The 26,119-nt window shown below is 40.0% G+C and carries 26 protein-coding genes and 3 pseudogenes; 13 read left to right on the top strand and 16 right to left on the bottom strand.

What is annotated here, in order from left to right:
* Positions 1–357 precede the first annotated feature (357 nt).
* The 4 genes from AC2JBO_RS25350 to AC2JBO_RS25335 all read right to left on the bottom strand — a co-directional run bounded on the left by AC2JBO_RS25350 (position 358) and on the right by AC2JBO_RS25335 (position 5,142).
* Positions 358–1,080 (bottom strand): Stp1/IreP family PP2C-type Ser/Thr phosphatase, encoded by a 723-nt coding sequence (locus AC2JBO_RS25350; protein ID WP_496956401.1) that lies wholly within the window; start codon positions 1,078–1,080, stop codon positions 358–360.
* 40 nt (positions 1,081–1,120) lie between these two features.
* A complete protein-coding gene (locus AC2JBO_RS25345; protein WP_496956400.1) occupies positions 1,121–2,806 on the bottom strand; it encodes an ABC1 kinase family protein in 1,686 nt (561 codons plus the stop codon).
* 167 nt (positions 2,807–2,973) lie between these two features.
* The gene (locus tag AC2JBO_RS25340) at positions 2,974–3,294 is read right to left on the bottom strand and encodes a DUF6825 family protein (protein WP_496956399.1); all 321 of its coding nucleotides are present in this window, start codon (positions 3,292–3,294) and stop codon (positions 2,974–2,976) included.
* Between the two features lie 126 nt (positions 3,295–3,420).
* Positions 3,421–5,142, bottom strand: a complete 1,722-nt coding sequence (locus AC2JBO_RS25335) for a M48 family metallopeptidase (RefSeq protein ID WP_496956398.1) — start codon at positions 5,140–5,142, stop codon at positions 3,421–3,423.
* Between the two features lie 557 nt (positions 5,143–5,699).
* Between AC2JBO_RS25335 and psaK the strand changes: the two genes are divergently transcribed.
* A complete protein-coding gene (gene psaK, locus AC2JBO_RS25330) occupies positions 5,700–5,966 on the top strand; it encodes a photosystem I reaction center subunit PsaK (RefSeq protein WP_496956405.1) in 267 nt (88 codons plus the stop codon).
* Between the two features lie 83 nt (positions 5,967–6,049).
* Here psaK and AC2JBO_RS25325 read toward each other — a convergent pair whose 3' ends face one another.
* On the bottom strand, positions 6,050–6,424 hold the full coding sequence (locus AC2JBO_RS25325) for a hypothetical protein (protein WP_496956397.1): 375 nt from the start codon (positions 6,422–6,424) through the stop codon (positions 6,050–6,052).
* A 272-nt stretch (positions 6,425–6,696) separates the two neighbouring features.
* Between AC2JBO_RS25325 and dapB the strand changes: the two genes are divergently transcribed.
* The gene (gene dapB / locus AC2JBO_RS25320; RefSeq protein WP_496956396.1) at positions 6,697–7,533 is read left to right on the top strand and encodes a 4-hydroxy-tetrahydrodipicolinate reductase; all 837 of its coding nucleotides are present in this window, start codon (positions 6,697–6,699) and stop codon (positions 7,531–7,533) included.
* A gap of 171 nt (positions 7,534–7,704) precedes the next feature.
* Entirely contained in the window at positions 7,705–8,442 is a 738-nt protein-coding gene (locus AC2JBO_RS25315) for a DUF8619 family protein (RefSeq protein ID WP_496956395.1), read from the top strand.
* Here the strand turns inward: AC2JBO_RS25315 and AC2JBO_RS25310 are convergent.
* The 8 genes and pseudogenes from AC2JBO_RS25310 to AC2JBO_RS25275 form a co-directional block, all read right to left on the bottom strand.
* Complete coding sequence (locus AC2JBO_RS25310; RefSeq protein ID WP_496956394.1) at positions 8,439–9,059, bottom strand: precorrin-8X methylmutase; 621 nt, start codon at positions 9,057–9,059, stop codon at positions 8,439–8,441. The two genes, AC2JBO_RS25315 and AC2JBO_RS25310, sit on opposite strands and share 4 nt — an antisense overlap.
* A gap of 151 nt (positions 9,060–9,210) precedes the next feature.
* Positions 9,211–10,020 carry a TPM domain-containing protein gene (locus AC2JBO_RS25305; RefSeq protein ID WP_496956393.1) on the bottom strand — a complete coding sequence of 270 codons (810 nt, stop codon included), beginning with the start codon at positions 10,018–10,020 and terminating at the stop codon, positions 9,211–9,213.
* Positions 10,021–10,141: 121 nt separating this feature from the next.
* Positions 10,142–11,032: an ATP adenylyltransferase family protein gene (locus AC2JBO_RS25300; RefSeq protein WP_496956392.1), complete on the bottom strand. Its 891-nt coding sequence runs from the start codon at positions 11,030–11,032 to the stop codon at positions 10,142–10,144.
* A gap of 210 nt (positions 11,033–11,242) precedes the next feature.
* Positions 11,243–11,407 (bottom strand): hypothetical protein, encoded by a 165-nt coding sequence (locus AC2JBO_RS25295; protein WP_496956391.1) that lies wholly within the window; start codon positions 11,405–11,407, stop codon positions 11,243–11,245.
* A gap of 261 nt (positions 11,408–11,668) precedes the next feature.
* Positions 11,669–12,016 (bottom strand): Rieske (2Fe-2S) protein, encoded by a 348-nt coding sequence (locus AC2JBO_RS25290; protein WP_496956390.1) that lies wholly within the window; start codon positions 12,014–12,016, stop codon positions 11,669–11,671.
* A gap of 50 nt (positions 12,017–12,066) precedes the next feature.
* The gene (locus tag AC2JBO_RS25285) at positions 12,067–12,957 is read right to left on the bottom strand and encodes an ABC transporter ATP-binding protein (RefSeq protein WP_496956389.1); all 891 of its coding nucleotides are present in this window, start codon (positions 12,955–12,957) and stop codon (positions 12,067–12,069) included.
* 222 nt (positions 12,958–13,179) lie between these two features.
* Positions 13,180–13,602 (bottom strand): Hsp20/alpha crystallin family protein, encoded by a 423-nt coding sequence (locus tag AC2JBO_RS25280; protein ID WP_496956404.1) that lies wholly within the window; start codon positions 13,600–13,602, stop codon positions 13,180–13,182.
* Between the two features lie 124 nt (positions 13,603–13,726).
* A pseudogene (locus AC2JBO_RS25275) lies at positions 13,727–13,989 on the bottom strand (BamA/TamA family outer membrane protein); the annotation flags it as partial.
* Positions 13,990–14,004: 15 nt separating this feature from the next.
* On the opposite strand from AC2JBO_RS25275, the gene AC2JBO_RS25270 reads away from it, so the two are divergent.
* Positions 14,005–14,223, top strand: a complete 219-nt coding sequence (locus AC2JBO_RS25270) for a sensor histidine kinase (protein WP_496956403.1) — start codon at positions 14,005–14,007, stop codon at positions 14,221–14,223.
* Between the two features lie 49 nt (positions 14,224–14,272).
* Positions 14,273–14,461: pseudogene (locus AC2JBO_RS25265) on the top strand (response regulator transcription factor); the annotation flags it as partial.
* 170 nt (positions 14,462–14,631) lie between these two features.
* On the opposite strand, the gene AC2JBO_RS25260 reads toward AC2JBO_RS25265, so the two are convergent.
* Both AC2JBO_RS25260 and AC2JBO_RS25255 read right to left on the bottom strand, forming a co-directional pair.
* Positions 14,632–15,405 carry an ABC transporter permease gene (locus AC2JBO_RS25260; protein ID WP_496956388.1) on the bottom strand — a complete coding sequence of 258 codons (774 nt, stop codon included), beginning with the start codon at positions 15,403–15,405 and terminating at the stop codon, positions 14,632–14,634.
* 73 nt (positions 15,406–15,478) lie between these two features.
* Positions 15,479–15,688: a hypothetical protein gene (locus AC2JBO_RS25255; RefSeq protein WP_496956387.1), complete on the bottom strand. Its 210-nt coding sequence runs from the start codon at positions 15,686–15,688 to the stop codon at positions 15,479–15,481.
* A gap of 685 nt (positions 15,689–16,373) precedes the next feature.
* Here AC2JBO_RS25255 and AC2JBO_RS25250 point away from each other — a divergent pair.
* From AC2JBO_RS25250 to AC2JBO_RS25215, 8 genes are all read left to right on the top strand, one after another.
* Entirely contained in the window at positions 16,374–18,209 is a 1,836-nt protein-coding gene (locus tag AC2JBO_RS25250) for a two-component system response regulator (protein WP_496956386.1), read from the top strand.
* Positions 18,210–18,693: 484 nt separating this feature from the next.
* Positions 18,694–20,067: a hybrid sensor histidine kinase/response regulator gene (locus tag AC2JBO_RS25245; RefSeq protein WP_496956385.1), complete on the top strand. Its 1,374-nt coding sequence runs from the start codon at positions 18,694–18,696 to the stop codon at positions 20,065–20,067.
* 55 nt (positions 20,068–20,122) lie between these two features.
* On the top strand, positions 20,123–21,328 hold the full coding sequence (ldpA, locus tag AC2JBO_RS25240; RefSeq protein ID WP_496956384.1) for a circadian clock protein LdpA: 1,206 nt from the start codon (positions 20,123–20,125) through the stop codon (positions 21,326–21,328).
* A gap of 131 nt (positions 21,329–21,459) precedes the next feature.
* On the top strand, positions 21,460–23,205 hold the full coding sequence (locus tag AC2JBO_RS25235) for a R3H domain-containing nucleic acid-binding protein (RefSeq protein ID WP_496956402.1): 1,746 nt from the start codon (positions 21,460–21,462) through the stop codon (positions 23,203–23,205).
* A 733-nt stretch (positions 23,206–23,938) separates the two neighbouring features.
* Complete coding sequence (locus tag AC2JBO_RS25230; RefSeq protein WP_496956383.1) at positions 23,939–24,568, top strand: pentapeptide repeat-containing protein; 630 nt, start codon at positions 23,939–23,941, stop codon at positions 24,566–24,568.
* A 154-nt stretch (positions 24,569–24,722) separates the two neighbouring features.
* Positions 24,723–25,040 carry a hypothetical protein gene (locus tag AC2JBO_RS25225; protein ID WP_496956382.1) on the top strand — a complete coding sequence of 106 codons (318 nt, stop codon included), beginning with the start codon at positions 24,723–24,725 and terminating at the stop codon, positions 25,038–25,040.
* On the top strand, positions 25,037–25,402 hold the full coding sequence (locus AC2JBO_RS25220; RefSeq protein ID WP_496956381.1) for an aspartyl protease: 366 nt from the start codon (positions 25,037–25,039) through the stop codon (positions 25,400–25,402). The genes AC2JBO_RS25225 and AC2JBO_RS25220 overlap by 4 nt, the downstream gene beginning before the upstream one ends.
* Positions 25,392–25,616, top strand: coding sequence for a hypothetical protein (locus AC2JBO_RS25215; RefSeq protein ID WP_496956380.1), 225 nt, complete (start codon positions 25,392–25,394; stop codon positions 25,614–25,616). Before AC2JBO_RS25220 ends, AC2JBO_RS25215 begins: the two co-directional genes overlap by 11 nt.
* A gap of 125 nt (positions 25,617–25,741) precedes the next feature.
* Here the strand turns inward: AC2JBO_RS25215 and AC2JBO_RS25210 are convergent.
* Positions 25,742–26,008: pseudogene (locus AC2JBO_RS25210) on the bottom strand (sensor histidine kinase); the annotation flags it as partial.
* Between the last annotated feature and the right edge of the window lie 111 nt (positions 26,009–26,119).

Raw genomic sequence — 26,119 nt, 5'->3', positions numbered from 1 at the left:
AGCTTTAAGTTTTTTAGCTAAATCTTAGCTTATATATGTACATCAACATTGCGAAGGCATATTTCGGTCAAGTTGATGCAATATGTACCAAAAACTTAATAATTTAATAGGGTCACAGTTTGTTTTCAGATAATACGCCTTACGCCTCGTTATGTTAAGAAGAAGGGTATTAAATGCAATCTTATTCGATATACAGTAAAAGTAGCAAGATGTCAATTGACACAAAGCTACAATTTACCCTCTAAGCAAAGCTTGGAGGGTAAAGTATTTGTATCAAGTTGTAAAGATCAAAAATGCTCAAGATGAACTTTTAGGACAATAAGCATCTGGCTATTGCGATTTTTTACTGTGTGTTGTCTAATCAAACGCCACTAGTACAACTGTAATGTTATCGTGTCCACCATGTTCTTTTGCGGCTTCGATAAGGGCGAAAGCTGCTTTATCGAGCATTGAGGACTCTTGAAGGTAGGCAGCGATTTTTTCGTCAACAAGTTCTTCAGTTAAACCGTCGCTACAAAGTAATAAACGGTCACCTGCTTTCAATTCTAAGGGCTGAATATCAACGCCTTGTAAATCTTCTCGTCCTAAGCAACGTGATAGTACGTGACGGAAGGGATGGATACGTGCTTCATCTGGGGATATATCACCGACTTTTAGCGCGCGTGCGACCCAAGTATGGTCTTCTGTGATTTGTTCGAGTTGTGATTCACGCCAACGATATAATCGAGAGTCGCCGACGTGAGCGCATAGGGGACTTTGGTCGCGCAAAAGTATCGCGACTGCGGTTGTTCCCATGTCCGCGCGTTCAGGATGGTTTTGTTGGTCGCGGATGATAGCTTCATTGGCTCGAAGAAGTGCTGCTTCAAGCAACTTATCTGAAGTAATTTGGGAATCCCAATTTTCCAATAAATAAGCTTGAATTTCTTGGGTGGCGATGCGACTGGCTTCTTCACCTCCAGCATGACCACCCATCCCATCAGCAACTATAAAGAATCGTCCTTCTGGGTCTGTATAATAAGCATCCTGATTAGAAAATCGAATAAGTCCGGGATCACTAGCTCCGGTATAGTTTATTTTCATATTTTTTTACGCTATTTTTACGCGCGTCGGCAACAATTTTTTAATACATACGGTCATAACGGTCAAGGCGTAGAATAAGCCTAATTAACAGCCATGATACGAGAATTGCGACCAAAGCGACAAATATGGCTAACCATATATAATCTTTAACTAATAAAATCGAGGCTGTAAGGGTAAAACTACCGATTATTACCGCGTAAGTAGTGGTTAATTGAATGTTGCTTTGTCTTCTGAGCAATCGCTCGGTTTCTATGGCGCGGACACGCATTCGGATATCACCACGTTCAAGTTTTTCGAGAGTATCTTCAACACGGCGTGGTAATCCTAAAGCTGTTGTACTTACTTGAACTGCTTGACGGCTGAGTTCGTTGAGCAAGCTATTGCCTGACTCTCCATTAGTGTTAGTCATAAGCTGCATTGCATATGGTTTTGCTACTTCCATGAAGCTGAATTCTGGGTCAAGCCCTTTACCAACACCTTCCAGCGTCGAGAACGCGCGCATGACGAAGGTGAAAGTTGCTGGAAATCTAAATGGCTGATTATAAGCGATTTCGTACAAGTCGTCACTAATGGCGGCAACCGATTGGTTTTCAAACGGTTTATCCATAAAGTTATCGAGCATGTACTGTACTGAGCGCCGCACTGGTCCCATATCATCGGTTGGTGCGATGGCGCCTAAGTCTATAAGTGACTGGACAACTCTATCACCATCTTTAGAAGCGATGCCAAATAAAGTTTCCATCAACCCTTCGCGCACGTTGGACTTTATTCGCCCCATCATCCCGAAGTCATAAAAAATTAGTGCGCCTTCTGGACTAACGGCAATATTACCAGGGTGTGGGTCTGCGTGGAAAAAGCCGTTGTCGAGTAACTGGTGTAGGTATGCTTCGGCGCCTTGACGAGCAAGTGTTTTTCGGTCTAACCCAGCTGCTTCTAATGCTTCGTATTGACTAATCTTGATACCTGGTGCATACTCAAGTGTAAGTATACGAGAAGAAGTGTAACGCCAGTAAACACGAGGAACTTTTACCCATTCGTAGTCACGAAAGTTACGGCGGAAAGCGTCAGCATTACGACCTTCGCTTAAGTAATCAATTTCTTCCCAAAGAATCTTACAACACTCTTCGTAAATGCCTATCCAGTCGCGTCCTTTTCCCCATTTGGGATGGTTTTGGAAATAGCGCGTAATTCCTTTGAGAATTTGTAAATCGATTTCAAATAGTTTTTTTAAGCCGGGACGCTGAACTTTAACGACAACAGCTTCGCCAGAGTGTAAAACTGCTTTGTGAACCTGTCCCAAAGAAGCGGCAGCTAAAGGAACGGGTTCAAAACTGTGGAAAAGTTCAGGAATTTTTTTACCTAGTTCTTTCTCAATACTAGACTCGACTTGTTCGTAGCTAAAAGCTGGAACTCGGTCTTGTAGTTTTGAGAGTTCTTCGACATACTCTGCGGGAAATATATCCGCGCGCGTTGAAAACAGTTGTCCAACTTTAATAAAAGTCGGACCCAAATCGAGTAGCGTCGTGCGAACCCAAACTGCTAGAGTTCGGCGCCGTGCTGCCTGCTTGGCTTCGCTGACCCCTCCGGGATAACTCCAAGATTTGTTATATAGCCAAAGCCGATACATTAACAGTAGTACAAACGCCCAAATGTCTATAAAACGGCGCCTGCTAGAGTAGTTGTCGCTGTTCCAACGGTATGCCTTATCCGAATATCCTTTTTCCATATGCTTTAAATACCGCTGGGATTAACTGATTCTAGGAAGGAAGAAGACACTGTAAATTTGTTAGTAAATTTGTTAATTGGGGAGGTTATTGGTAATTATTTTTGTTAATTGCTAATTGTTAATTGCTTCAAGAAGACTTCAAGCGATTAACGATTAGCGATTAACAGTTAACCACTAACGCGATGACGCTGTAGTTCAGTGCGTAGTGTGGCTATTTCCGCGCGCAAATCATCAATTGTTGCTTGTGTGTCAACTGACTGTGTGGTTTGCCCGACGTTTGAAGTCGTAAAACCTGCACCTGCTGCTTCGGATGCTTGTTGTGCGCGAGCTAGAACTTCTTCGGTAAAAGAGCGTGCTTGCTCGCGTAACTCAGCATCTAATTTACCAAGTTCCGAAAAAGCGTCAGTTAAAGTGTGTTCAAGACGTTCGCTGATAACTTCAGCGACCGCTCTACCGACAAAAAAAGCTTGTACAAGAGGGGTAGTCATAAAAATTTACAATACTCGTCCGCTAAAAAATTATAACTTGCCCTCTTGCCCTGATGTGTCTATCAATAGCTTTGATTTCGAGATGTTTTTGTTACATCTCATCAAATCTTGATGGATGTTCCATGATTATTTTTTAGAGTTACTTGGCTGTGAAGGAGCTTGTTGGCTGGGGTTTTGCTCGGTATCCGGCTTTTTTGGCTCAGTAACATTATTTTCTGTTGGACATTTTTTCTTGTCCTCACGACATTCTTTTGCCTCTTTTAATATAGTTTTAACTTTTTCACGAATTTCTTGATGCTTGCCGACTCCCTCATACGCATAACGATTGTAGCCGTTGCGTGTTATTAATTCTTCCAGATAACCCACCCGTTCTTTACCACCTGGGTGTGATGATGCCCAAGTTGGTGGTGCATTTTTGTTTTTCATTTGTTCTGATAGGGTTACCATGAGGTTTCGTAGTCCGTCTGCTGCATACCCAGATGTGACAATTAACCGTGTGCCTAAAACGTCTGCTTGCTGCTCCATATCGCGGCTGTAGGATAGTCCAAATAGTTGTCCTACCGTTCCACCTAAAGGTAAATACTGAGTAATATTAGAAATTAAGTTACCTTGTGTTACTAGTTGAAAACCGTGTGAAAGTACGACGTGGGATAATTCATGACCAATTAATCCGGCTAATTCGGCTTCGGAGTTAGCTTTTTCAATGGCGCCTGCGTTGATAAAGATTTTGCCACCGGGTAAAGCGAATGCGTTCAAGTCAGGTTCGGGAATTACGAAAAATTCATATTTAAATTCATTACGCCCAGCAACGAGGGCAAGTTTCTGTCCAATTTCGTTAACGTATCCGTTTACGGTTTCATCTTTAACCAAATCAAGTTGTTTTTTGGCTTGTTTGGAAACTGACTCACCAATTGATTCTTCACCTTGTAGCAGCATAACGGTTGAGTCGAGCGCTGAAAATGGTCCAAGAAGACTACCTGTAACTGCATAACCTAGGGCGCCTGTGATTATATTGGCAATAGCGTTCCCGCGAATTTCACCGCGAATGTGGGATTTGTAACGCTTGAGGTTATCATCCGCTAATTTGGAAAATTCTGGCGCCAATGGGTCATTTGGATTGAGGATTGCGTATTGACGTGCAGCTAGGGATGCTTCCATCCACTTTTTGGCATCCCCCAAGGCAGTAACGCGCGCTCTAACTAGGTCTGGTTGGTTTGGGTACAGCGTTGCCGCGCGCTCTAATACCTGTAGCGCTTTTTTGTCATCACCGTATTTTCTTAATGATTCAGCGTATTTTATATGACCCGGTACAAACTGAGGCACCTGTTGAACTAACAAATCTAAAGGTACTAAAGTGCGGGTTTGTAAATTTTTGGTAATTCCAGCTTCAGCTTCACGCCAGTATACTTTACCTGCTGGTGTTAATTGTGCTGGGTCAACAATGGCAGGTTGACGCTCTTCGTTAATGCTAGCGGCAGCTTGCTTGAATGGTTCTTTGACTTCACGGTAAATGTTTTCTGCCTCTTTCACATTGCCAGCTATATAAAGCTTATCTGCCTCAATTAACTTTTGCCGACGCGCTAGTTCTTCTGGAGTTGGTTTGTCTTCTTCGGTTTTTTTATTATTGTCTTCGGAATTTGATACGGGTTTATCGTCTTTTTTTTGTGAAATAACTTGTTCTAAAAGTGTATCTGATGTAGTAGGTACTACCGTTTCAACAGGGTTGGGTACAGCAGGTTGCTGTGCGGGCGAAACTAAAGGCTGTGTAACTATAACAAAAATAGATGTCCCTACTGAGAGAAATACCCAGTTCAATGAGAGGAACAAAGACTTCCATCTACGTTTCATGGTGGGTTTGAGTGCAAAAGGCTCTTTTTTACACTTTATTCTTTCTCCTGATGCCTTCGCTACCTTGGCGCCAAAACTTCATGATTGTTCTTTATAGAGACGCGATGTTCCTCGCGTCTCTACACTGGTAAATATAATTACCACAAATATATAGGGAAGTGTTTTATTTCCTTAATAGAAACACGGCGCCTCGTTAATTACTGGTGGATATGAATAATAGCCCCAGTAAAAACAGCCCCAGTAAAATTAAATAACCACCAGTAAAACGACAGTTGCGCTTTATAACGGCACCTATACTCCTAATTTATTGACATGAAGCAACAGTAATCTATGTTATGAATCTTGACTGTATATTTATTTACCACATAGACGCAGAGAACACAGAGGAGAGAGTTGGAGGATGTAAATAAATATAAAGATTTATTAAAGAAATATTATGAAAGATTACAACAAAATATGAATTAGTGATACGAAAGCGAGCGCGCGGTGAGTGTTTTTTGATAAGAAGTTGTCAAGCAAAGTTTTTCAATTATCTGAAAAATCAAGGAGCAAATCGCTTGTTAACATCAACTTTACTCGCTGTCACATACGCAACGGCGCCTTTACAATGGAGTCCCGCTGTTGGAGCCATTATGATTGTTTGCAATATCTTAGCTATTGCATTTGGCAAATCTACAATTAAGTATCCGAACGTTGAACCTGCTGTGCCTGCGTCTAATTTCTTCGGAGGTTTTGGCTTACCTGCTATTTTAGCTACTACTAGCTTTGGTCACATTCTAGGTATTGGTGTGATTTTAGGTCTACATAGTCTTGGAAGATTCTAAACAGTGCTGAGTCGAAAGTGCTGATTGCTGAGTAGAGTGCAACATTTTTTACTTAGCACGACTCACTCAGCACTTTAAACTATTTAGACTGCCATTTGACTCATTCCGCGCAGTTGACGTAGAGAGTTGAGACAAGCGGGACAGTCACATCCAAAGAGTTTGATGGCTGTGTCGCTTTCTTCGTCGGTAAAGGCAAGCTCTGTAATTTGGTTCGGTGCCTGTGGTACAAGTTCTGGCTGCTTTTGGGCTATAGCTACTTGTTGTCCAGGTGCAGTAGTTGCTTTCTTGTGTCGCTCGCAAACAAATGCGTGTTGTTTTGAGTGGGGTGAACGAATACAGTCAAGCGAACCTTCATGAATTACTTGACTTGCTTGTGCTGGAGTTGTCATCATCATTGATGCCATTGAAGCAAACAATGCTGGGCTGGAAAGTAAAGTGAGGAAAAATTTCTTATTCATTTAATTTACTGGGTTCTGAAATAAGCGAGACGGCATTAATAACTTCACATCTTCTGGACGTTGCTCAGTGCATTTTATACAAAGATGTGACGATTGTCATGGTTATTACTGACTAAATTTTGCTTTTATTTTAGTTTAAGCGACTGACTTTGTTTAAATCTGCCAAGTTCCCAACATTCGTTTTGTATTAACTCGATTCCTTTTCCTGTGGCGCCTCAAATTCTTCTAAAATTCGTTTGTTGGGTTGAACTTACGAGCAAAAGTATTTCTTTATGGCGAATCAAAATAAAATTCCCGTAATTGTTAACGGTGCGGCAGGTAAAATGGGACGCGAGGTTATAAAAGCTGTTTCACAAGCGTCGGATATGATGTTAATGGGTGCCATTGACACAAGCCCTGAACATCAAGGTAAAGATGTGGGAGAATTGGCGGGTTTGAGTACACCCTTGGAAGTGCCAATTACAAACCAGTTAGAGCCGATGTTGGGGTATGTTGCAGGTGAACGGCAAATGCTTCCTGGGGTAATTGTAGATTTTACTCACCCTTCAGGAGTATATGATAATGTTCGTAGTGCAATAGCTTATGGTATTCGTCCGGTGGTTGGTACTACTGGTTTAAGTTCTCAACAGCTACAAGATTTAGCAGATTTTGCTGAAAAGGCTAGTACTGGTTGTTTAATTATTCCTAACTTCTCGATTGGAATGGTACTATTGCAGCAAGCTGCTGTTACTGCATCACAATATTTTGACCATGTGGAGATTATTGAACTGCACCACAACCAAAAAGCTGATGCTCCAAGCGGTACAGCTATTCAAACAGCGCAACTGCTGGCAGAAATGGGTAAGTCTTTTAACGCTGCTGTTGTACAAGAAGAAGAAAAGCTCGCTGGAGCGCGCGGTAGTGATGCTGGTGAGGGTATACGAATTCACAGTATTCGCTTACCTGGATTAATTGCACACCAAGAAGTTATATTTGGTGCAGCAGGACAAATTTATACACTGCGTCACGATACTTCTGACCGAGCTTGCTATATGCCTGGGGTTTTACTTGCTATCCGTAAAGTCCAACAGCTAAAGTCGTTAGTATGTGGATTAGAAAAAATACTATAAATGAGTGCTGAGTGCTGAGTGCTGAGTGCTGAGTGCTGGGTTCTGAGTGCTGAGTGCTGAGTGCTGAGTTTTAATTCCTAATTCCTAACTCCTAACTCCCTTCCTCAGCACTCCCTTCCTCAGCACTCCCTTCCTCAGCACTCAGCACTCAGCACTTTTAACTAAAAAATTATGCTTGTTCCACTGACGCGCGAAAAATTTGAACAACTCATTCCTCTAATTGGGATTGGTCCTCAGTATAAGTATTACTGGGGTAATTTTTCAAAGTTTATTCAAAGGTTACTTATATCAGTAGTTGCCGCAACTGTGGTTTTACTGTTGAGGTTTGTTTTAGGACTTGATTTTGGTCCAATTATATTTGTTCTTGGATTAATTGCCGCCTTCTATTGGTTATGGAGTCCTGTGTTTCAGGCGAGTATGCGAAATATTAAGTGCCGACGCTATAAGTATTGTGGCTTTTTTCGCGGTCGAATATTGGACATATGGATAACTGAAGAGTTAGTCGGTAAGCAAGAAACTGTAAATAATAAGGGTGAATTGGTTATTGTTGAAAATCGTGAGAAGCGTATTAATTTAGAAGTCGGTGATGAGACAGGGTTTACTGCTGAGTATCAAGCTCCGTTACAAGTTGCCTATAAGGCTGTATCACGTGGTCAAATTGCTGAAATGCTTGTGTTGTCGAACCGTGCTGACCTTAGTCGCATTGAGGAAATTACTGATATGTATATTCCTAGTCGCAATATTTGGATAAGTGATTATCCTTATTTGCGAAAAGACTTTTTTACTGAAGTTGGAAGTCGCTTACGCGATGACGATGATGATTATGATAGACCACGGCGCCGTCGTCGTCCTGAAGAGGATGGTAGGCGCCGTAAACGTGATGATTGGAGTCCAGAAGAAGATTATTAAAGATTATCGTTACCGTAAGCCTTCCAAGCTAAGTCTATTAAACCATCAACAATTGCTGCGGCAACTACGGCATTTCCCTTACGTCCTTCAATAGTTATGTTTGGTATCAGTGACTCTCGTAAACGCTCTTTTGCCGTGTCAACATCGACAAAACCTGCGGGAGTCGCAATTATTAAAGCTGGTTTTATTTCTTCTGCTTCTATTAGTTCCACAATTGTGGAAAGTGCAGTAGCTGCTTGACCAACGATAAAAATTCCTTCGGGATATCGTTTTGCTAGTATTTCTGTTCCTGATGCAACACGAGTTTTTCGATCTTGAGGTTGGTTTACAGCTTCAAAACTACAAAATACTGGATTGGCAAAAGTATTTTTTATATCGTTTGCTATCCCGGATTGTACCATTGGAACATCTACGATTATTGTAGTCCGTGCGGCTAATGCGGCTGCTGCAGACTGTAACGCGCGCTCTGAAAAACTAAGCAATGATTTATATTCAAAATCACACGTAGCATAGATAACACGCTTCACGATTTCGTATTCTGCTGGCGAAAAAACATGGTCGCCAATTTCACTGTCAATTATTGCCAAGCTTTGAGCATCAGTTATGTGCCATTCCATTGCAGTTTTGCAAACAGACAACAGCAATAAGCTTACAGCAAATCAGTGATGAGTGCTGAGTGCTGAGTTTTTATTAATAACTCCTAACTCCTAACTCCTACTCCTACTCCTACTCCTACTCCTACTCCTACTCCTACTCAGCACTCAGCACTTAAGATTCTGCACTTGATGATGGGCGCCCAAAAACTGGGGAGAGATAGGCTACTATGACACCCATTAGGAAACCCGCTATGTTGCGAACTAGGGGCAACCATTCGTGGGTGCGTGTGACGACTGGTCCAATACCGAAGGCAAGAAATAAAATTCCCCATAGAGGAGAAAAAATTAATGCCCATTGCCATGCAAATATTTGACCCTCACGACGGGGTTGTGCGGCAAAACCACAAATAACTCCTCCAAGTACAGATGTAATTAAGGTCAAAATCCACTGTTCGCGCGGTAAACCTGGTACAACTCCACAACCTCCTTGACGTAAGCAAGATTCTACGGTACTTAAAGTGTCGATAATTGCTTGGTCTTCACCGTTTTCACGCACGTAGTATAAATTTCCAAACCTGGTTTGTAGTTCTATCCAGAAGGTACGAGGTAATAATTCGTACACCGCATCACCAACGCTAAAGCTGAGTATGTTACCACCACGAGCATCTGATACAAGCAAGATGCTTTTATCATCTAAACCCCAAAAGTTGATGACTGCCCGACCAGGTGTACGGTCGAACTGGGTTAAGACTCTCAATTTCCAGCCTGTTTCATCTTGAAAGTTGTTAAGTTCCTTGACCAAATTCTCTTCTTGGACATCTGTGAGGGTTTTGGCTAAGTCTACAACTGGGGTTGGTGTTTTTGGTAAAAGTTCTGGGTTGTCATAGGCATAAGCATCTAGAGGATGCATTGCCCAAATCGAACCAGCTAAGACTAGTAACCCTACATACGCCCCTAAGCGCCGCCAAAAACTTTTTTGCATGGACTTTTATAAGATATTTCAACGCTAACTGTTAACAGCTTGTTTTAAAGCTTAAAGTAAAAGTGATACTTCGTTACACTTTTTAACTTTACTCTAATCTTACGTACCAGTGCAAAGGTTTTCAAGGAATGGGTATGGCTACGCTTTTAAGGATATTCATTGGACCGTACTCTTTAAGGCGTTGTAGTGTTTGAGAGTTTCGTACAAGTAAGGCGCCTGCAAAGCCTAATGAATTTACTGATATTGACTCGAAGCATTCGTTTCGTCGGGGTACTAACAGCATCCACTCGCGTGTGGCTAGTAGGTTATAGGTGCCTCGTTGGTAGTCACTGGTAATATCTGGTTCTAAACCGACTGCTGTGAGTAACTCATGGTAGTGTTTTAAAGTGGCGATGCCTGCTTCTACTGAAGATTTTACCCAGTCAGGATTTAAGTGTGTAAAAGCATGTACGAAGGGCAGTCCGGGTATAGTACCAACTGAACCTGAGAATGAAGCTTCGGAAAACAACGGTTCAATTGGTAATTTGACACCTGTTGGCACCAGTGGTAAGGGAACTAGCTGTAAATGTTTGTGCTTTTGACTGGCGCCTGCTATTTGACCTCCGTTATAAAATGCTAATCCGTCAAAATCAGCAAAGCTTGCCCACAGTGCTGTAAAGTCTTGTTGGGTTAGTAAGGATTCTTGTTGCTCGAACGCGCGAGTGATAATAAGTAGGTGATAATCAACGACATTGAATTTGTTCAATATACACACGTGTGTGTCTGAAATATCCGCGACCCATAAATCCTGGTCGTAGGGAAGAAAAGGATTAAAATCTGGATTAAAACCTGGAGTTGCACTTTCATGCTTTTTCTTCGCTTCATCCTTACGCACTAGGTTTGATAATATTCGGACTAGAAATACTACACCGTCCTGCTCGACAAACTCGTAATTTGTTGGTATCGGCAATAAGGCGCCACATGCTAGCGCACGCTCAGTAGTAGCTTTAACACGGTTCCATAATGTATCCACAGGGAAAATACCAACTTTACTAATTTATTAAATAACCCCTCATGCATTATAAAATGCGTGAGGGGTTGAATAGTTGGTAATCATAAGGGATAAGTATAGCTTGAGTGAAACTACCTTTCAATTTGGTGTCCTACTCATACAATCGATGACGGCGCCTCAATATCGATTGTTCCCGGACTACTTCAGTCAATTTACTATACGTAAAAATAACTAGCTTGCGTGTGCCCAATCGCTGAGAGATTCTTGGTTCTCGTTGGTTTGACGCTTTTTAAGCGGCACTTTGGGTGTACCGATATCTACGTAAGACGACGATAATTGTCGCTTTTTGTCTGATTTGGTAACGCGCGAGTTTGCGCTTGTTTGGTTGGTTTTCACGGTGTTTTTCTCCAGATTATACTCTTATTCAATCAAATGCTTGTGTTTTTATCTTCATTCTCTCTATAGATATTTCCCGAAAGTAGAATAAAGATTTGATGAAATTAGAATAAAGATTATATAAAAAAAGCGATGTGTTTGTCTGTACACTTTTAATTTTTTTAGTTCTAATATCTTTTACGGTTTTTTCTTGGTGATTATGCAATGGGAGAGTACCCCCCCACTGCAAATTGAATGGCGCCTAATTTTCTATCCAATCTCTTAAATCTCTACCCAAATACTTCCTTCTTCTATACGGGTGGGAAATACTGTAACACCTTTTTGGGTGGATATCATACCCATGAGTTTGCCAATTCCAGGAGGAAAGGGAGTCCATGTTGTTGGATTACCTGTTTTTAAGTCAAAGGCACTACGGTGAAACGGACATACTATTGCTCCATCGGTAACTTTACCCTTTTTTAGTGGTAGTCCGAGGTGAGGGCAGGAATTTTCAAGGGCATAAATTTCATTGTTGTGGTTAAGTAGTAAAATCGAGCGCTGTTCTACTTTGACGACTTTTCGCTCATCGCTTTGTAGTTCATTTTGGGCAAGAACTTTAGTCCAGCTCATGTTCGTTCCTCTCTTTTTGGCTGTTTCTAATATTGATTGGATTTTACTATCTAACGCTGCGTTAATTCGAGATAGATATGCTCTAACCGTACAGGCTGACGAGAAATAGAATCAATGTTAACACCTTCAAAGCGCGCGATAATTTCTTTTAGCTCTATTGCTTCGGGTATCCAAAAGGCTAAATCTCCTCCGTAATGTCGAGGTGTAAAATTGTATTCTTGTCCTATTACGATTGCTTTTTCTTCGTCTGATGTTTTGATAATTACAATTTCTTCTGCGGGAATATACTGGCGTAGCTGTGCTAAATTACCTTCCGCTAAAATTCTACCGTTTTTGAGAATGCCAATTCTGTCACAGAGGCGTTCGGCTTCGTCGAGTAAATGGGTTGTAAGTAAGACTGTGATACCTTGATTTTTAAGTTGTTTGATTAATTCCCAAATTTCGTACCGCGCTTCGATATCTAGTCCTGTGGTTGGTTCATCTAAAATTACTAGTTTTGGTTGGTGTACTAATGCGACTGCCATATTTAGGCGCCGTTGCATTCCTCCACTGAGAGTTTCGACGGGACTTTTGGCACGGTCAAAGAGTTTTACGTCAGCGAGTGTTTTAAGTACTTGTTCGCGGCATGTTCTGCCATCTAATCCATATATTTTTGCAAAAAAAGTTAGGTTCTCCTCACATGATAAGCTTCGGTATAGTAAATTTTCTTGGGGAGCAATACCGATTAATGCTTTTGTATCATCTGTGATTGGTTGATTATTAATGGTGATGTAGCCACTATCAGCTTGAATTAGATTACATATAATATTAATCGTTGTTGTTTTTCCTGCTCCATTGGCGCCGAGTAATCCATATATTTGACTTGTATCTATATGTAAATTTAAATTATCAAGAACTTTTCTGGCGCCGTATGATTTATTTAAGTTTTTAATTTTAAGCATAATCAACTACTCTATTTGAAGTAGTATAGCATTGCTTAATGATTTGTAAAAATTTAGGTTTATGCAACGAACCGCAAAGAACGCAAAGGACGCAAAGGAAGAAAAGGGAAAAGAGAGAAAACAATAATTTGAGCGTTTGCGCGTGGACTGTTGTATGATGTAGTAAGACTCCCGACTTGTTAGAGAAGTTGGGAATCTAAATGGATATTAGATATTTAGCAATTATGCAGCGGGTTGTTCTAGGTTAACCTTGACAACTTTATTCTTCTCAGCTTCTGCTTTCGGTAAGGTTAGGTTTAAGATACCGTCTTTGTATTCTGCCTTAACTTCTGTGTTTTGAATCCTGGCAGGGAGAGGGATAACTCGTTGAAACTTACCGTAGTAGAATTCACTTCTAACTTTGCCGTTATCTTCGGTTTTTGTTTCTGTTTTACGTTCAGCGCTGATAGAGACAGCTTTTTCACTAACTTGTATATCTACGTCTTGAGCTTCAACTCCGGGAAGTTCTAACTTCAATAGTACTGCTTCTGCGGTTTCTTGAAGTTCTGCTACTGGAGTTTTAACTAATGGTTGAGATTCAAATAAGGATTCCATTTGACGTTGGAGTGCGTTTAGCTCTTGCCAAGGGTTATAACGTGTTAGCATCATATTGTTGTTTGATTTAGTTGTTCATTTAGTCGCTTTAATTCTTATAGTAATGGTGGTTTATTTTGTTAGAATACGGTTGTTTACACCTGTATTTTTCATGATTACCGCACTTTTGAATTTCAAATTTTTCACCAAAACCAAATTGAATACGGTTATCTCCCTCGTTATTAATTCCGTAATCAAGACGAATTCGACTGGCAGGGGGATTGAATGCGGACACCAACACCATAACCGAACCTATTACTGGGTTTCCTACTATACTATTCGCTGTTCCTTTCATCTGTTGCTGCATCAAATTTAGGAGGCGCCACTAAGAAAAGATATTACTGGGAAACGGTATTCAGTGGTTGCTTGAATAAAACTGCGAGCAGTTCCCAAATTACCCATTAGACCGGAAAAATTGATCAAGCCACTTATGTAAAATTATGTAGTTTCTCGAATCATCAAAATATTACTATAGAAATTATAGATAACGGTCAAGGTTTTAATTTAGAACTTCCTTATTCTGGCTTTGGTTTAAGAGGAATGCAAGAACGAGTACAAATGTTAGGTGGTAAACTTAATATTGAAACTAATTTAGGTAAAGGTACAAAAATTAAAGGAATAATTCCACTCTAAGAAAATAAAAAATGATTCGACTTTTACTTGCAGATGACTATACTCTCATCAACAACTTTTCAGCGAGCGGGAATTGGAAATATTAACTCTTATTGGTGAAGGTAAAAATAATCGTGAAATTTCCCAAAAACTATATTTGACCGAAGGAACCGTAAAAAACTATGTTAGTCAGATTTTAGCTCGTTTGGGGCTACGCGACCGTACTCAAGTGGCTCTTTGGGCAAAGCAAAATCTTTAATAACTGATATATCTCTTTACCACTCTAGAGGCAGAGTACATAGAGATAAGAGTACTACTGGTTAACATAACCAGTAGTACCAAAAATCGTCATTTGAAGTCTTGCCTTGATTAAAAATACCTATTTCAAGTAAACAGGTAGTACGAGTGTGGGCGCCAGATGTAAATAAATTAAAGTCTTCTTTCTACGAGTAGCATTCGTCTATATGATAACCATCCGCATACTATCATGATCAGGGCGAACCATAGTAAGAATAGTAAATGGGGTTCTATGTCGGCTACATTACTTCCATTCGCGGATACTTTTAGCAATGCTTCGTTCATATGATATATGGGGTTGAACCGCGCGATGTTTAATAAGCTTTTGGGAAATAATGATGTTGGTAAGAATGAGCCTCCTAATATTAGGAGGGGTACTCCAAATGCTGCTACTAAAGCGTTTACGTCTTCGGTACGACGTGCTAACTGTGTGCCTAGAATGAAACCTAAGCCTACGTAGGCAATGATGCTTGCGAGAATGATTATTATTCCTAAGATGACTGAGCCTTTGAAACTGGCGCCCCAAAATGCCGCGACACTATATATCAGAAGTGTTTGGAAAATGCCGATGAAGCAGTGAGCTAAAAAAATGCCTAGGAAATATGAGGCGCCACTGAGGGGAGAAATAAATAGACGCTTTAAAGTTCGCTGTTCACGTTCTGCTACAACTGTTGCTACACTGCCACCTAAACAGCTAAAAAATAATGCTGCTCCAACTAGGGTTGATGGTGCAGCGTTTTCAAATGCTACTTGAAGTGATAACTTCGCGCGTTCGGCTATAATTAACCCATTAAGAATTAATACTGAAACTGGAAATATAGACCAAAATATTAAGCTGCGTTTTCGACGTAGAAGTTCAGTTATAATTCGCTGTGAGACAGCTATGATTTCATGCCAATATTTCATTACTAGTGTCGGGTTGTTTTTAGAGGTATTTCAATGATGAATTCTGTATTTTGATTGGACTTTGAGGTACATTTTAGAACACTGTTATGTTTTCTGTTGTTTTTTCGCAATTGCCCGATTCCTCAAGCGTTCCCAACGGCGATAACCCCAAGAAAGACGGTAACTGGTGCTGTTCTACTGACTCGGCAAAACAAATACCGCTTTCTGCCGCATCAAACCTGTAAACCATTACTCGGTCGGTTTGTAAAAAGTTACGAACCTCTATATAGCGGTTCCTATTCAAATGAAGTACACTTCCGGACTCTAAGGGATGCCCGTTCCACTCATAGCTGAGTATCAAAATATTTAACAATTGTAGTAGATGCCACTCGCGCCCAGTAAGCCCGGAAAATGCTCAATTTTGAGCTTTATATATTTTGTATATTTATAATCATTATTAATTTTTACTATTGCTTTAAGGAGCAATCAGCTTACCTGCTTGTCTATATCTGAAAAATTACTTAGAAACCTTTATACTGGCGCCGCACAGTTAACATCTTGTACGGTGCGTGACGCTATTAGACTTGCGCTTCGTTTCAAAATGTTAATAGCGTCACGCACCCTACGTTTTTCATATACTGTTTTAGGTTGCTATTTTGGGTAAAATATATTATATACTGATAAAACAATAGTAACTTATACTACTCGTCCTTACAATTTAAAAGTGGTAAAAAGAGTTTCAAACTCTTCTCTACAAAGGAATGTAGCCTTGTTCAGTGACACCTGATTAATCATCAAGATGCTATAACAAAGTTTGAAATTTTGTACTTTGAGGTTATTGTTAGGTATAAATGTGTATTGAGCAAATAGTTGATTTGAAGCGTAAGTGGTTGTGTTTATATGACAAAAAGGAAGTTCCATAACGTCCACATTGCAAAAATACTCGGTATTTGATAAAAGTAACAGAATTTCTAGACAGCGAATGCAGAATGAACGATGTCAATTTGATAACTCAGAAAAAAGATATATTGATTATCGATGATACTGCCGATAATCTACGAGTTCTATCGGCAATTTTAATTAGGGAAGGATATAACGTTCGCAAAGCTCTGAATTGGCAAATGGCTTTAACTGCGTGCCAGACGATTCTACCTGATTTAATATTGCTCGATATTATGATGCCGGAAATTGATGGTTATGAAGTTTGCCATCGTTTGAAGAACTGGAACAAAACTACTGATATTCCAGTGATCTTCGTGAGTGCGCTTGATGATGTTTTTGACAAAGTGAAAGCTTTTCGTTTAGGCGCTGTAGATTATATCACAAAACCGTTTGAGTTTGAAGAAGTGTTGGTGCGAGTTCAAAATCAAATCGCTTTACGCGAAGCTCGTTTAGAAATTATGAAGCTAAATGCTGAGTTAGAACAACGAGTCAAAAAGCGTACTACTGAGTTAGAAGAAGCGATGCAAAAACTCCAAGTTGAGATAAACCAAAGACGCGAGCTACAAAGCAAGCTTCTTGACATTGCTTTACATGATTCCCTAACCGGGTTACCAAATCGCGTTTTATTCATCCGACAGCTTGAAACTGCACTTAATAATGCTAAACAAAATGCTGACTATCATTTTGCCGTATTGTTTTTAGATTGTGACCGTTTTAAGGTAATTAATGATTCGCTTGGTCATTTTGTTGGAGATGAGTTACTCGTTGCTATCGCTCGTCGCATTCAAGGGTTACTGAGTCCTTTCGATACTTTAGCCCGATTTGGCGGTGATGAATTCGCTATTCTATTGGAAAATATCACTGGGATTCAAATGGCTATTGATGTAGCCGAAAGTGTTCTAAAGAAGTTATCCTTAGCATTTAAACTATCACGGTACGAAGTTTTTATGAACGCTAGTATTGGTATTAGCTGGGGTAATAGTAACTACGAAAAAGCCGAATATTTATTGCGCGACGCTGACACTGCAATGTATCGCGCCAAATCACTCGGACGCGCGCGCTATCATGTGTTTGACCCGGATATGCATTTTCAAGCCATCAAAATTTTGGAATTAGAAAATGACTTACGTCGATCTGTTGAGCGTGAAGAATTTATAATTTACTATCAGCCAATTATTTCACTCTCCACAGGTAAAATAGCGGGTTTTGAAGCTCTTGTTCGCTGGCAACATCCAACGAAAGGACTAATTCCTCCGACTGAATTTATACCCGCAGCTGAAGAAATTGGTTTAATTTATGCGCTCAATATTTGGATATTTAAAACCGCTTGCCAGCAACTAAAAATCTGGCAAAATCATTCGAGTTTCTCAGAAAATATTACAATCAATATTAATTTGTCAGCACGATTATTCGCCTATGCTGACCTTGCAACAGTAATTGAGAACATTATGTATGAAACTAATGTTAACCCTACAAGCGTAGAACTGGAAATTACTGAAAGCGTGATTATGGAAAATAACGATATTGTTCGAGGTATTCTTTTACAGCTAAAGCAGCAAAATTTTAGAATTGTTATCGATGATTTTGGTACTGGTTATTCTTCTTTAAGCTATCTCCACAGCTTTCCATTGAATGCGCTCAAAATTGATAAATCTTTTGTCAAGAGGATGCAAGATAATCAAGAAAATATGGGACTAGTGCCTGCTATGATTGGCATTTCTCACTCAATGGGAATGCTTACAATTGCTGAAGGAGTTGAAACGAGCGAGCAATTAGCTCAACTGCGTACTCTCAACTGTGACCTTGCCCAAGGGTTTTTATTCTCCAAACCCCTGAAACAGGAACTTGTTCTCGATTTCATTGCTACAAACCCCCAATGGTAACATTGTCCAATATCTGGCCTAACGAGTGGCGCCCAAACATAAAGCTTGTATCAAAATGCTTCTGATTTAATCCATCAGCACATGTTATCTAATATACTTTAATCAGACTTGTTACAAAAATTATCGCACGTGCTATATAGCAGGCAGGCGAGAGCCAATTGTTCTATCAGACGGTGCGATAAATCCACTAACATTCTATATCTATAAAATAAATGAGTGTAATTTTATATGTACTTTTATCCGACTTAGCTTCAGAAACTTGGTTTCTTGTATAGATTTTTGCCAAGCCAATCTGTCTTTTTTGTGTATAGAGTAATTACTCTTACTCAATAGATAGAGTTTGCTTATGGCTAAGTGCTAAATCTTAAGTTTAATTTATATAAAGAAGAGAAGTATTAGTAGCAAACCTGCTTTCTAGATTTAGCAGTACATACGCGATTGTAGCATAAAATGTAATATAATATAAAACAGGTTTTAGCTAGAAATGGTTTTAGAGCGAAATCATAATTATAAAGCAAATATATTGGTTGTTGATGATACGCCTGACAACTTGCGGCTTTTGTCAGCAATGTTAACGGCACAAGGGTATGAAGTTCGTAAAGCCTTAAATGGAAAAATGGCGTTAACAGCGTGTCAAATGCTATTGCCTGATGTAATATTGCTTGATATTAATATGCCCGGTATGGATGGGTATGAAGTATGCAAACAAATTAAATCAGAAGAAAAAACTAGTCAAATCCCAGTGATTTTTATTAGCGCGCTTGATGATGTTTTAGATAAAGTTAAAGCTTTTGATGTTGGTGGAGTTGATTATATCACTAAGCCGTTTCATGGAGCAGAAGTAGTACTGCGAATTGAAAATCAAATTAATTTACGTTTATTGCAAAGCAAGTTGCAAGAAAAGAATTCTTTACTTGAAAAAGCTTTTGATGATTTAAAAGCTGCTCAAGTTCAACAAATCCAAAATGAAAAAATGTTTGCTTTAGGACAATTAGTCGCAGGAGTTGCACACGAAATTAATAATCCTGTTAGTTTTATCTATGGCAATCTGCAATATGCGGGTGAATATATTGAAGATTTAGTCAAATTAGTAGAAGTTTACCAAAAAGAGTATCCTAACCCAACACCTCTGATTCAAGCAACGATTAAAGATATTGACCTCAATTTTGTTATTCATGACTTGCAGAGTTTGATGGGCGCCATGTATCGAGGTGCAGACCGAATCAGAGCTATTGTACTAGCGTTGCATAACTTTTCTCGCTTAGACGAAGCGAAGATGAAAAACGTGAACATTCATGAAGGCATTAACAGTACTTTGATGATGTTAGACCATCGGCTTTCTGAAACTATTCATCGTCCGATGATTACCATTATCAAGGACTTTGGGGCTTTACCTCAAGTTATGTGTTATCCAAGCGAATTGAATCAAGTTATTATGCATATTTTAAATAACGCAATCGATGCTTTGGAAATGGGTAATGGAGCATGGCGCCTGGGGCAAAAGGTTACATTACAAGATAATACGGAGTATAATAGTACAAAAGATTCACTTGCATCTACTTCCCTGACTCTAGTTCCGCAAATTTTGATTCAAACGCAACTTACAAATCAAAATACAGTAAAAATTAGTATTGCCGATAATGGCCCTGGTATTGACCAATCGACGTGCGTGCGTTTGTTCGACCCTTTTTTTACAACAAAACCAGTGGGAAAGGGGACTGGACTAGGGTTATCAATTAGCTACCAAATTATAGTTCAAAAGCATCAGGGAAATTTAACATGTTATTCTTCACCTGGACAAGGAGCTAAATTTGTCATTGAAATTCCACTCCGACAACTGGAGTCAAAAATAGGTTAAAACTTTTTTAGAGTTAAAAGCTACTATTTTTTGTCACAAATAGCATAATAGAGATGTGACTGATTTGTTTAGCCCAAAACGTTCCTTAATTGAAGGTCACTGGTTCAAGCTTATCTGTGGCGCCAGTTACCAACATCTGCCTGCGGTCAGAAGTTTAACACTAGCCTATGCTCTGGCGGGTGCTGACTGTATTGATGTGGCAGCAGACCCTGCTGTAATTTTAGCAGCGCAAGACGCGCTAAAAGTTGCCTCGACTTTGGCGGTAGAAGCTTGTAGACAAGGTATCAATTGCGAAGTCAAAACCCCTTTTTTGATGGTCAGTCTAAATGACGGAGAAGACCCACACTTTCGCAAAGCCGAATTTAACTCAAGCGAATGTCCTTCGACTTGCCCAAGACCCTGCGAAAAAGTATGTCCTGCTCAAGCAATTGTTTTTAACGGGCACTCAAATAATTTCTCAGGTGTAGTATCGCAAAAATGTTATGGCTGTGGACGTTGTATACCCATCTGTCCTTATGATATAATTGATACAAGTTCTTATGTATCAACGCTAGGAGCAATAGCACCATTGGTACTATCACAAGGAGTAGATGCTGTAGAAATACATACAAAAGTTGGGCGTTTGGCAGAATTTAAACGATTGTGGCAAGCAATCGAGCCGCAAGTCAAGCAGTTAGAGTTAGTTGCTGTCAGTTGTCCTGACGGTGAAGATTTAATTGACTATTTACGCGCTCTATATGAATTGATAGCTCCGACTGTTCCTTATTTGATATGGCAGACAGATGGCCGTCCGATGAGTGGTGATATTGGTTCGGGCGCAACTTTACGAGCAGTAAAGCTAGGGCAAAAAGTATTAGCAGCAAATATACCAGGATATGTGCAGTTAGCAGGAGGCACAAATAGCTATACTGTTGCCAAACTAAAGGCAATGGAAATGCTGAGAAATAGTGCTGAAAGTAGTGATGAGTGTAAAGTGAGTCGTGCTGAGTATGATACTCGGAACTCAGCACGACTCACTCAGCACTTAGAAAGCACTCAGCACTCTTATATCTCTGGTATTGCATACGGCAGTTACGCGCGTGCATTGCTGTCAGGGGTTCTCGAACAGTTAGAAAAAAGGGAGGTGATCTGCGCTGATGTTAAAAGCGTCCGTTTAGAGGACGAGCCTGAATTGCTCTGGCAAGCGGTAAAACTTGCCCATTCTCTCGTTTCCCAGCTCAAGTCACAGCAAAATCCAAACGCACGCTCAACGAAGCAATAAAACACTTATATAGTGGGACTTCGGGGAATTTTGGGTGTATGCCAAGTGTTTTAACGGCACTTTGTTATCGTCAATATGCGAGCGTGCGAGTCCTAATGTCCAAAAATCTCTTAAAACGTCACATAAAAAGCATGACGATTAAAGACGAGCTCCAAAAGTTATTAGATATATTGCCCCAAGACCTGCGAGAAATTCTAGAGAATCATCCGCAAAGAGATAGTTTGGTAGAAGTGGTCTTGGATTTGGGTCGCCGACCAGAAGCTCGCTTTCCTGATAAAGCGGAGTATCTAACGGAGGCGCCCATTACTCAAGCACAAATTGACGATTGCGTATGTAATGTGGGAAGCTTTGGTGGAGATAATCGTGCGGGAATTGAGCTGACCCTGCACCGAATTAGCGCTATCCGCAACCGTTCCGGTAAAATAATCGGTTTGACCTGTCGTGTTGGTCGGGCGATTTTTGGAACGATTGGCATGATTCGCGATTTAGTGGAAACTGGTAAATCAATACTCATGCTAGGTCGCCCAGGTGTTGGTAAAACTACTGCGCTGCGCGAGATAGCCCGCGTTTTGGCTGATGAACTTGGCAAACGTGTGGTGATAATAGATACATCAAATGAAATTGCTGGTGATGGTGATGTACCACACCCAGCGATAGGTAAAGCTCGTAGGATGCAGGTTGCGCGTCCAGAAGAACAGCATCAAGTGATGATTGAAGCTGTGGAAAACCACATGCCAGAAGTTATCGTTATTGATGAAATTGGTACTGAGCTTGAAGCCGTAGCCGCGCGGACAATTGCGGAACGAGGCGTGCAGTTAGTTGGTACAGCGCATGGGAATCAAATTGAGAACTTGATTAAAAACCCCACTTTATCGGATTTAGTTGGTGGTATCCAAGCTGTGACACTGGGAGACGATGAGGCACGACGTAGGGGCAGTCAAAAAACTGTTTTAGAACGAAAAGCTTTGCCAACGTTCGATATTGCAGTTGAAATGCATGAACGTAAGCGCTGGGTCGTTCACGAAAGTGTAGCTGATACTGTTGATATGCTACTACGTGGGCGCCAACCAACACCGCAAACTCGAACGGTTGATGAGAATGGTAAGCTTTCCATTACTCGTCAGTTGACAGCAATTAACGGTCGAGGTGGAAACGTCACTACTGTTGACGAAAACTTCTCATCCCATCGCCCCTCTGAAAAGGGCTGGCGGTCATCTGGTAGAATGGCACCGTTGCAAGCAGTACCAAGTGAGTCAAACGGCTCACCAGTAAAAAGCGAATTTGAGCGTTTGCTTTCGCAAGAAACAAGTTTTGATACTTACGATTTAGAGTTTGATGAAAACTCACGGGTTGCGGGACCAAATGGCGAAGACTTGCCACTGCATGTTTATCCTTATGGTGTGAGTCGAAATCAACTCGAACAAGTTATCAAGGTATTAAACTTGCCCGTAGTCTTGACAAAAGACATAGATAGTGCTGATTCGATATTGGCATTACGGTCACACGTCAAAAACCACGCTAAATTGAGACAGTTGGCGAAGTCAAGACATTTACCGCTGCACATGATTAAATCAAGTACCATCCCGCAAATTACGCGCGGGTTGCGGAGAATGCTGAACATCGATGACCCAGAGTTTTCTGATGATAACGAGTTGCAGTTATTTGTACACAACGGTACTGATGATGAAATGGATGCTTTGGAAGAAGCAAGACTCGCAGTTGAGCAAATAGTAATTCCCAAAGGGCAACCAGTAGAGTTATTACCTCGCTCCGCTCAAGTACGCAAAATGCAACACGAGTTAGTCGAGCATTATCGATTAAAGTCTAACAGTTTTGGTGAGGAACCAAACCGCAGGTTAAGGATTTACCCAGCATAACCTCCTGCAACTCAAAAATAAAACTGGAACTGTAAAATCTAAAATTGTGGAACAGGCATCCCTGCCTGTTCTTTCATTAAAAAATTTGCAGCCATATTATTCAGGAAAGGATTGAAAAATCAGTATAGTAGCTGGCAACGGATGAGAACGGATGTAACGGATTATTTATTGCTTACGAACAAAATAAGCGTAGTCCGTGTTATTAATTTTGAGGCGTTCCCGTAGCATAGGCGTCTTGCCTGTGCATGTTCGTTGTAAACAGAAATATCTGGCGCCCTTTGCAATTACTGGTGGATACAAATAATAGCCCCAGTAAAAATAGCCCCAGTAAAATAAAATAACCACCAGTACATACAGGGTATAGCGCCCCTTCAATACAACCATGCTCCGAGACGCATATAATGTCGAGAACGAATTGGTAATCTATCTAGAGCCTTCTCTGTGTATGAAGCGGTAATTATATTTACCACGGAGGCGTACACGATGCTCCCGTGTTTGGATTGATTACTGGTGGATATAAATAATAGCCCCAGTAAAATAGCCCCAGTAAGATGAAATAACCACCAGTAAAACTAGCACTTCATCTCATTAAATTTGAAAGCATACAAATTTACCATAGAGGCGTAGAGGGCACAGAGATTCATTGTTTTTTCAGTTTTCTTTGAGGCGCCTGCTTTATAGAGTTATTGACTGATGACTACTATTAGCATAGACATAGCAAAAAAGTTAATATATGGATGCTCAAGAATTGATTAATAAATATAAGAAAGGTGAGCGAGATTTTACTGGTATTAATTTGACGAGCGGTCATTTAACCGATGTATCGCTTGAAGGAATAAACTTTACTCTCTCTAACCTAAGAGGCGTAGAATTTGAACGGGTTAATTTTAAAAATAGTAAATTTACGAGGAGTGATTTACACTTCTCTAAAATGACTGATATTAACCTTTGTGGAGCTAGCTTTAACCAAACTGATTTAAGCGAATGTAATTGGAATAGAATTAAAGCTAGTGGCATCAAAATTATTCAAAGTGAATTAAATTTTTCTTATTTTGAGGAATGTAATTTTGAGCAAGCTACATTCTATATGCTAGACATGCAAGAAGGAGCTTTTTCGAGAGTTAGTTTTAAAGAAGCTGATTTAGGGATGCTATGCTTTTATCTGTCAGCCTTTAACGATGTAAATTTTAGTAATGCTGGTCTAAGTTATTTAGATATGTTAGAGAATTACCTGGTAAGTTGTAATTTCACAGGTGCTAAAGGATTTAAATTAACAGATTTTATGGGCAATACATTACAAGAAGTAACTTTACCAAATGGTGAGGTGATTGATAAAAATATTTGGGATTGGCAAGGCTGTTAATAAGCGTATGTATAAATATTATCATGATGAACTTGAGTTGAGATAATCAAAAATATACTGTGTAAATTATTTTAAATATATTTTACAGTGAAGTCTTGCTAAAAGTATAATAAAGTAGAAATTCAAATAACTAATACTTATCGAATAAAAAACAATGACCGAAACAAAGCCCACACGTACCGCACGCAGAGGAAGAATATTCCCTGAGATTCAGTGGACAGAAGAACAGAAAGCCAAACGGCAAGCAGAACGTGAAGCATTTTGGGCACGCTGCAAGCCGATTTTTGACCGCGTTCAGCCGCAGTATATTCAGACCCATTACAACTGGTACATGGCTGTTGAACCCGATAGTGGCGAATATTTTATTGATCAAGATGAAATTACAGTAATGAATATGTGTCGTCAAAAGCACCCTAAATCCCCTTTTTACCTCTTCCAAATCAATGAAACAGGGGTATCTGGAACAATATGATTGAGGGTTGGTTTGGAGAAAGAGACGAATTAATATTTGAAATAGAACTTATTAGTGACGATGAATTAAACCTACCTACAAATGTAACTTTAGATACAGGTTTCTCCGGATGGTTGGCAGTTGATGAGCAAGACTTACAAGGATTAGATTGGGCTCGTATTGGTGAGCGCGATATGGATATGGCAAAGGGAGAGACCAAATTTGATATTTACGCAGGAAAAGTTAAAATTGATGGACGGGAATTTGATATTCCAGTTCACGTGGGGCAAGATGTATCAGAAACATTACTTGGGCGCCAATGGTTAAAATCTCGTAAATTATTAGTTGATATGGCTGCGGGAATTTTAACGCTTGAAGATTAAGTATCCAGTGTGGAGAAGTCAATTTGAAAGTTGGATTAAGGATAATTGGAATTTACCAAAAGGGATGAATGTTAAGGAACTTTACTATGAAATTTTGTACAATCCTAATATTGTAACTTTGTCGAGCTTAGTTAATGGTATTCCTGAAAGCTTAGTTGATGCTTATACTCCACTTGCTAATGCTATTGATGCGCGCGTTCATAAACAAAAATAGTAGTTTATATTTGAAGAATTTTTACGAGCGTGGTTCATTCTTCTCTCTGTTATCTCTGTGTCTCTGTGGTAAAGAAAATTATATCACTGTACGCACAGGCGCTTTGGCGTATGCTACGACTCAAATTAGCGGATGGGTATTTCTATTATAAATTCGGCGCCTTTTCCTATAGTTGAGTGACAATAAAGTTTGCCGTGATGCTTTTGGGTTATAATTTGATAACTTATTGATAAACCTAAGCCTGTACCTTTACCAACTTCTTTGGTTGTAAAAAATGGGTCGAATAATTTAGAAAGCGATGTTTCTAATATACCAATTCCGTTGTCAATAATACGAATGGTTATCCAGTTATTTTGAGATGCTGTAGATATTTTAATTGTACTAGGCGCCGCTCTTTATTGTTCCCCTGTTGATGTTAGTTCTATCGTAACGGGCAAGGATGCCATTGGTGTCAAGTTAAGGTTGGCGCCCATACGTCAACGATAGGTTTTGTGATGAACGAG

Source organism: Calothrix sp. CBUCES-K 9914 (assembly GCF_059640475.1).
The sequence above is the reverse complement of the archived record's forward strand: the minus strand, read 5'-3'. Positions and strand labels throughout refer to the sequence as shown.

Excerpts from the sequence above, each read along its gene's own strand:
- AC2JBO_RS25225 (WP_496956382.1), top strand. The coding sequence starts at position 24,723 with ATGACCGAAACAAAGCCCACACGTACCGCACGCAGAGGAAGAATATTC.
- AC2JBO_RS25325 (WP_496956397.1), bottom strand. The coding sequence starts at position 6,424 with ATGAATAAGAAATTTTTCCTCACTTTACTTTCCAGCCCAGCATTGTTT.
- AC2JBO_RS25350 (WP_496956401.1), bottom strand. The coding sequence starts at position 1,080 with ATGAAAATAAACTATACCGGAGCTAGTGATCCCGGACTTATTCGATTT.
- AC2JBO_RS25345 (WP_496956400.1), bottom strand. The coding sequence starts at position 2,806 with ATGGAAAAAGGATATTCGGATAAGGCATACCGTTGGAACAGCGACAAC.
- AC2JBO_RS25335 (WP_496956398.1), bottom strand. The coding sequence starts at position 5,142 with ATGAAACGTAGATGGAAGTCTTTGTTCCTCTCATTGAACTGGGTATTT.
- AC2JBO_RS25310 (WP_496956394.1), bottom strand. The coding sequence starts at position 9,059 with ATGGAATGGCACATAACTGATGCTCAAAGCTTGGCAATAATTGACAGT.
- AC2JBO_RS25250 (WP_496956386.1), top strand. The coding sequence starts at position 16,374 with ATGAACGATGTCAATTTGATAACTCAGAAAAAAGATATATTGATTATC.
- AC2JBO_RS25280 (WP_496956404.1), bottom strand. The coding sequence starts at position 13,602 with ATGCTAACACGTTATAACCCTTGGCAAGAGCTAAACGCACTCCAACGT.
- AC2JBO_RS25230 (WP_496956383.1), top strand. The coding sequence starts at position 23,939 with ATGGATGCTCAAGAATTGATTAATAAATATAAGAAAGGTGAGCGAGAT.
- dapB (WP_496956396.1), top strand. The coding sequence starts at position 6,697 with ATGGCGAATCAAAATAAAATTCCCGTAATTGTTAACGGTGCGGCAGGT.
- AC2JBO_RS25305 (WP_496956393.1), bottom strand. The coding sequence starts at position 10,020 with ATGCAAAAAAGTTTTTGGCGGCGCTTAGGGGCGTATGTAGGGTTACTA.
- AC2JBO_RS25260 (WP_496956388.1), bottom strand. The coding sequence starts at position 15,405 with ATGAAATATTGGCATGAAATCATAGCTGTCTCACAGCGAATTATAACT.
- AC2JBO_RS25235 (WP_496956402.1), top strand. The coding sequence starts at position 21,460 with ATGACGATTAAAGACGAGCTCCAAAAGTTATTAGATATATTGCCCCAA.
- AC2JBO_RS25315 (WP_496956395.1), top strand. The coding sequence starts at position 7,705 with ATGCTTGTTCCACTGACGCGCGAAAAATTTGAACAACTCATTCCTCTA.
- AC2JBO_RS25290 (WP_496956390.1), bottom strand. The coding sequence starts at position 12,016 with ATGAGCTGGACTAAAGTTCTTGCCCAAAATGAACTACAAAGCGATGAG.
- AC2JBO_RS25340 (WP_496956399.1), bottom strand. The coding sequence starts at position 3,294 with ATGACTACCCCTCTTGTACAAGCTTTTTTTGTCGGTAGAGCGGTCGCT.
- AC2JBO_RS25285 (WP_496956389.1), bottom strand. The coding sequence starts at position 12,957 with ATGCTTAAAATTAAAAACTTAAATAAATCATACGGCGCCAGAAAAGTT.
- AC2JBO_RS25245 (WP_496956385.1), top strand. The coding sequence starts at position 18,694 with ATGGTTTTAGAGCGAAATCATAATTATAAAGCAAATATATTGGTTGTT.
- AC2JBO_RS25220 (WP_496956381.1), top strand. The coding sequence starts at position 25,037 with ATGATTGAGGGTTGGTTTGGAGAAAGAGACGAATTAATATTTGAAATA.